The organism is Deltaproteobacteria bacterium (assembly GCA_016178705.1).
Classification (GTDB): Bacteria; Desulfobacterota; Binatia; order HRBIN30; family JACQVA1; genus JACOST01.
Map to the genome: position 1 here is coordinate 172,770 of JACOST010000001.1, position 6,621 is coordinate 179,390.

General features: G+C 65.0%; 5 protein-coding genes. All 5 read left to right on the plus strand.

Features of this window, described 5'->3' with window-relative positions:
• Positions 1 to 132: 132 nt before the first annotated feature.
• Complete coding sequence (locus HYR72_00755; GenBank protein ID MBI1813484.1) at positions 133 to 1,998, plus strand: tetratricopeptide repeat protein; 1,866 nt, start codon at positions 133 to 135, stop codon at positions 1,996 to 1,998.
• A gap of 74 nt (positions 1,999 to 2,072) precedes the next feature.
• A complete protein-coding gene (locus HYR72_00760; GenBank protein ID MBI1813485.1) occupies positions 2,073 to 2,294 on the plus strand; it encodes a hypothetical protein in 222 nt (73 codons plus the stop codon).
• Positions 2,291 to 2,737 (plus strand): type II toxin-antitoxin system VapC family toxin, encoded by a 447-nt coding sequence (locus HYR72_00765; GenBank protein ID MBI1813486.1) that lies wholly within the window; start codon positions 2,291 to 2,293, stop codon positions 2,735 to 2,737. The genes HYR72_00760 and HYR72_00765 overlap by 4 nt, the downstream gene beginning before the upstream one ends.
• Positions 2,738 to 2,765: 28 nt before the next feature.
• Positions 2,766 to 4,796 (plus strand): tetratricopeptide repeat protein, encoded by a 2,031-nt coding sequence (locus HYR72_00770; protein MBI1813487.1) that lies wholly within the window; start codon positions 2,766 to 2,768, stop codon positions 4,794 to 4,796.
• Positions 4,797 to 4,863: 67 nt separating this feature from the next.
• Positions 4,864 to 6,222: an FAD-dependent oxidoreductase gene (locus HYR72_00775; GenBank protein MBI1813488.1), complete on the plus strand. Its 1,359-nt coding sequence runs from the start codon at positions 4,864 to 4,866 to the stop codon at positions 6,220 to 6,222.
• The last annotated feature ends 399 nt before the right edge of the window (positions 6,223 to 6,621 follow it).

Genomic DNA, 6,621 nt, shown 5'->3' on the forward strand with positions numbered 1-6,621 from the left:
GTGACCGGCTTCAGCACGCTGATGGGCGAGAACGACGAGCGCACGGCGCACGCGGTGCATCATCTGCAGTCCATCGCGTAGGGGATCGTCGGCGAGCACAACGGCCGCGCCGAGCCGGTCGCCGGCGACGCCTTGTTCGCCACCTTCGACAGCGTGGTCGCAGCGGTGCAAGCGGCGGTGGCGCTGCAGCGGCGCATCGCCGCCGAGCCGTTCGAAGGCCAGGCGCTGCAAATCCGCATCGGCGTGCACCTCGGCGACGTGTTGCTGCGCGACGGCCGCGCCTTCGGTGACGCCATCAACATCGCCGCGCGCCTGGAAGCGCTGGCACGGCCGGGGACGATCTGCATCTCCGAAGGCGTCTACCGCCAGGTGCGCAATACACTCGACGAACAATTCGTCGATCTCGGCCGGCAGAAGCTGAAGAACATCTCCGATCCGGTGCACGCCTATCTCATCGTACCGAGTGGCGCGTTGGGTCCGGTGCCTCGGCGTTCCGCGCGGCACTGGGTCGTGGCGGCAGGTGCGTTGGCGCTGCTGGCTGCCGCCGGCGTCCTCGCATGGCGCCACCAACAGAGCGCAGCTCCCGGCGCGCCGAAGGCGAGCGGGCAAGCTGAAGAACGCAAGTCCGTCGCCGTGCTGCCCTTCGTCAACATGAGCGGCAACGACGCTGACGAATACTTGAGCGATGGCATGACCGAAGAGATCATCACGGCGTTGTCCAAGCTCAGCGGCTTGCGGGTTGCGGCCCGCACCTCGTCGTTCGCCTTCAAAGGCAAGAACGAGGCGATTGAGAAGATCGGGGACCAACTGCACGTGCACGCCGTGCTCGAAGGCAGCGTGCGCAAGGCGGCGAACCGACTCCGCATCACGACGCAGCTCATCAACATTGCCGACGGCTATCATCTCTGGTCAGAGAGCTACGACCGGGAGATGGCCGACATCTTTGCCATCCAAAGTGAGGTCGCCCAACGCGTCGCTGACGCGTTGAAAGTCACGCTGCTGGCAGACGAGCGGCAACGGCTCGAACGCAAAGCGACGGAGAACCTCGACGCCTACAACTCGTATCTGTTGGGCCGTTACTACTGGAACAAGCGGACTGAGGAAGGATTCCAGAAGGGCATCGAGCAGTTCGAACAGGCGATCGACAAAGACCCGAACTACGCTGCGGCGTATGCCGGATTGGCAGACTGCTACTTGCTGGCAAGCGATGCCGACACCGGCGGCCTTCCTCCAGCCACAGCGATGCCCAAAGCCAGGGCGGCAGTGACCAGGGCTCTGGAGATTGATGACACCCTTGCGGAAGCGCACAACTCGCTCGCCATGGTCTTCCAGAGAGACTGGGACTGGCTCGCTGCCGAAGGGGAATGGAAGCGAGCCCTGCAGCTCAACCCAAACTATGCCACGGCCCACCACTGGTACGGCATGTTCTGGAGCAACCGGGGCCGCGCGGATGAGGCCATTGCAGAGGTGAAACGCGCACAGGAACTTGATCCCCTGTCGCTCATTATCAGCACAGCCCGCGCAGTTGTTTTGTACCACGCGCGGCGATACGACGAAGCAGTCGACCAAGCCCACCGGACGCTTGCGATGGACCCGAAATTCGCCCGGACGCACTGGGTCCTGGGTGTGGTGTATCTGCAACAGGGGATGAACGAAGAAGCGATTGCTGAGTTGCAAGCGGCTCGACAATTGGAGGACGGCCAGCGGGTGCTCGCACAGCTTGGATACACCTATGCGGTATCGGGAAGGACAAGCGACGCGCAGAAGGCACTCAATGATTTGAATGAACTATCGCAGCGACACTATGTAGACCCGTTTTCGATCGCGGTGATCTACACAGGTCTTGGCGACAAGGACCGGGCGTTCGAGTGGCTGGGAAGGGCGTACGAGGAACGTTCGAGTGGGCTGATGTTGCTCAAAGTAGAGCCACTGTTCGACAGCGTTCGCTCTGATCCGCGGTTCACGGCGCTGCTGAAGAAGGTGGGGTTGGACCAATGAACGCGGACGCCCGCCGGCGTCCTACGTGCCAACCGTTTGCCGTATGCATCAGGCGGTGTTACAGGCATATCGCCATGCACATCAAACGAAAGAGCCACAACTTGGACGCGCACCTGCTGCGGCGAGCGCAGCGCGTCCTAGGTGCGGCGACAGAGACCGACACCATTCATCAGGCGCTGCATGCCGTGCTGGTTGGCGAGCAATTGATTGCGGCGCTTGAATCGGTGAGCGGACAGGTCGAGTTCCGGCCGGAGTTTCTCAAGCGCATGCGGAGTCAGCGCGGACGGCGCCGGTGAAGTATCTGCTCGACACCAACATCTACTTTCATACCCTCCACGACCCGGCCTATCTCGCTCGCTACCGCAGTGCGCTCCTGCGAGTCACTCCGCAAACCTTTCTCAGCAGTGTGGTGCGGCTCGAGCTAGTGCAGGGAGCGCAGGGGGACATCGCCCGCGCCCGTGTTGGGAAGGCGGTCGCTCCGCTCGAACGGAGCGGCCGGGTGATTGCCCCGACGCATGCGGACTGGACGCGAGCGGGCACCACTCAAGGACGCATCTGGGACGCGCATCCCTCCTTGCGCACGAAGAACCTGCAGAACGACATCCTCATCGCCTGCACCGCGCTGCGCATCGGCGCCGTCATCGTGACGAGCAACACGCGGGATTTCGACCTCATCCGGCCGTACGTGCCGCACCGCGCGCTAACCCTGCAACAGGTGGCGGGCGAGATCGAAGGATGAGCGTCCCAAGCGCCTCGCGTTGAGCCGGATGGACCCCGACTCCACCTTCACGCGCCGCGTGTGCGCCGTGCTGCTGGCCGATGTGACCGGCTTCAGCAAGCTCATGGGCGAGAACGACGAGCGCACGGCGCACGCGGTGCATCATCTGCAGTCGATCGCGCAGGGCATCGTCAGCGAGCACAACGGCCGCGCCGAGCCGGTGGCCGGCGACGCGTTGTTCGCCACCTTCGACAGCGTGGTGGCGGCCGTGCAAGCGGCGGTCGCGCTGCAGCGGCGCATCGCCGACGAGCCGTTCGAGGGTCAGGCGCTGCAAATCCGCATCGGCGTCCATCTCGGCGACGTGTTGTTGCGCGACGGCCGCGCCTTCGGCGACGCCATCAACATCGCCGCGCGTCTGGAGGCGCTGGCACGGCCGGGGACGATCTGCATCTCCGAAGGCGTCTACCGCCAGGTGCGCAACACGCTCGATGAACAATTCGTCGATCTCGGCCGACAGAAGCTGAAGAACATCTCCGATCCGGTGCACGCCTATCTCATCGTGCCGAAGGGCGTGGCGCGGGGCCCGGCACCCCGGCGCGCCGCGATGCGCTGGGCCGTCGTGGCCGCTGCGCTCATAGTCGTTGCCGTTGGTGTTGCCGTGTGGCGTTACCGACAGCCCGCGGCGCCGTCGGTCGCAAGCAATGATGACGATCGCAAGTCCATCGCCGTCCTGCCCTTCGTCAACATGAGCTCGGACAAGGAGAACGAGTACTTCAGCGACGGGATCACCGAAGACCTGATCACCGCGCTCTCCAAGGTGTCGGGCCTGCACGTCGCGGCGCGCACCTCGTCGTTCGCCTTCAAAGGGAAGAACGACGACATCCGCACCATCGGTGCGCAACTGCACGTCGGGGCCGTCCTTGAAGGCAGTGTCGCCAAGGCGGGCAATCAAGTGAGGATCACCGCGCAGCTCATCAACGTCGAGGACGGCTACCATCTCTGGTCGGACAGCTACGACCGCGAGCTGCAGGACATCTTCGCCATCCGCAGCCAGGTGGCGGAGACCGTGGCGAAGGCGCTGCAGGTCACTCTGGCGGCGGGCGAGTACCAGAGGCTCGGGCAGAAGCCGACGGAGGACCTGGAAGCGTATCAGCTCTATTTGAAGGGACGGCATGCAGCCGCGACCTACGCTGACCCGGTCACGGCCATGCGGTATCTGCAGCAGGCGATCACGCGCGACCCAGGCTATGCGTTGGCCTATAACGGGCTGGCTTACTACTACGTGTCCGGCACCGATGGGCTGCTATCGGGAAGCGAGTGCCTACCGCGCGCCCGCGAGGCGGCCGCGAAGGCGCTGCAGCTCGACCCGTCGTTGGCGGAGGCGCACACCTGGCTAGGCACGGTGCACTGGTGGTACGACCGTGACGACGCCGCAGCGCGACGCGAGTTCCAAACGGCGATCACAATGCAACCCGACTTGGCCTCGGCTCACGAAATGTACGGCTGGTACTTGGTGTCCGCCGGTCAGGTCGATGCAGGACTCGCCGAGTCGCATCGTGCGGTCGAGCTAGATCCGCTGTCGTCCGAGACCAACACCTTCCTCGGCGTCAACCTCTATCTCACCCGCCGCTACGACGAGGCGGTCAAACAGCTGCGGGCCGCGATCAACACTGACCCGGATTACGTCTACCCACACTTGTTTCTCGGGCGTGTGTACGCGCGCACTGGCAGATTCTCCGAAGCGGTTGCCGAGCTGCGAACTGCCATGCAGGTGGCACCGGGTCCAGAACAAGAGTCGGCTCTCGGGCGCGCGTATGCCGACGCGGGGGACAGGACCAAAGCGACCGAGGTGCTCGACCGCCTGCGCGAGCAAATGCGCGACACGTTCGTTTCCGCTGCATTCCTGGCGACGGTGCACGTCGGGCTGGGCCAGATCGACGAAGCCTTCGCGGCGCTGGAGGAAGCCGCGGCGCAACACTCCTACTATGCCGGATGGTGGAAACTCGATCCCGAGCTCGACCCGCTGCGCGCCGACCCGCGCTTCACGGCGCTGCTGAAGAAGGTGGGGCTCGACAAGTGAGTTGTCGGAAAAGATCGGTTGTCGAGTTGTTGCGCTGTTAGGGTGTTAGGGGTTGCGGTGAGGGTCGATGGTTGAGCGCGTAGATACCGACGTCTGTGTCGTCGGGGCTGGGTACGCCGGGCTCACGGCCGCGCGGCGCCTGACGCAAGCCGGCAAGTCGGTCGTCGTCCTCGAAGCACGCGGCCGAGTCGGCGGTCGCATCTGGACCCACCATCTTCCTGACGGCTCGCCGATCGATCGCGGCGGTGCGTGGCTGGCGAACCGCCACGAAGCGGCCCGCGGCCTGGCGAATGAGGTCGGTGTGTCGACCTACAAGACGTACGTCGCCGGCGACCATCTCCTCATTGGTGACGGACGAACACGGCGGTACCACGGCTTGATCCCGAAGATCAGCGTGGGCGCCGTCCTCTCGATCATCCTCGTGCAGGCTAAACTCGATCGCATGGCCAAGCGCCTGCCGATCGAGGCACCGTGGACGGCCAAGCGCGCCGAGGAGTGGGACTCACGCTCGATCGCGTGGTTCCTCGAGCGGTCGGGAATCCGCACGACGATCGCGCGCGATCTGTTCGAGTCGGCCGTGCGCGGGCTGTTCTGTGGCGACCTGACCAAGGTGTCGTTCCTCAACCTCTTATTCCTCATCCGTTCGGCCGGGAGCATCAACACGCTATTCTCGATCGCTGGCGGCTACCAGGAGAACCTTGTCGAGGGCGGCGCCGGGTCGATCGCACGGCGTGTGGCAGAAGAACTTGGCGATGCCGTCCGCCTGAACACGCCGGTTCGCGCGATTGCTCAGCGCGACGATCACGTCATCGTCCAAAGCGCCGCGCTTACGGTGTCGGCTCGACACGTCGTCGTCGCCGTGCCGCCCGCGCTAGCGCTGGAGATCGCCTTCGATCCCGTTCTGCCGGACGACCGGCTTTCGTTGTACCGTCACTCGACCGCGGGTCCGGAGACCAAGACGCTGTTGGTCTACGACGAGCCCTTCTGGCGCGCGGCTGGTTTCAGTGGGCAGTCCGCCGAGCCGGGGTCAGCGGCCGAGGTCACGATCGATGCGACACCCGCTGCAGGCACGCCGGGGGTCATCGCATCCTTCACGTTCGGACCCGTAGCCGAACGGGCCGACGCGCTCGACGCGAGCGAACGCCGCCGGTTGGTGCTCCACACAATGGCCGAACGGTTCGGCCCCCGCGCGGCCTCGCCATCCGAGTTCATCGAGACGGCCTGGTGGCATGAGGAGTGGACGCGCGGCTGCTCGATGGCGCACTGGTCGCCGGGAATCCTCACGCGGTACGGGTCACTGCTGCGCGAGCCGTTCGGACGTGTCCATTGGGCGGGAACCGAGACTGCGACGCTCTCGTACGGCGGGATCGACGGAGCCATCCGCTCCGGCGAGCGCGCCTCCGGCGAGATCCTGGCCCGGTCGTAGACGCCGTGCAGGGCGATTCCCTTTGGTTCAGGGCTGGCACGTCGCGCACCCAATCCGCGCGCTGAGGGCCGATCTCCTTCGCCACCTCACCTGTGGGGTCGTGCCAACGCGACCGACTGGTGTTCCGCGCTTCGTAGTGCGTCACCTTGAAGCGGAAGCGTGCGTGGCCTCCTGGAAGCGGGCCTGCGCGATGCCGAGGCCATGTACCGAGCCATGGGCGCCCCCGATCCGGCCGACCGTCTGGTGCAGGAGATCACGTTGATCCTCATCAAGGCCTCCGCCTCCGTGGCCCTTCGGGGTACGGTGGCTGTGGCAAACAACTCACCCCACGAAGGAGGAGACCTCGATGAGATTCTACACCACGCAACATCAGTACTACTGTGGAATCGATCTGCATGC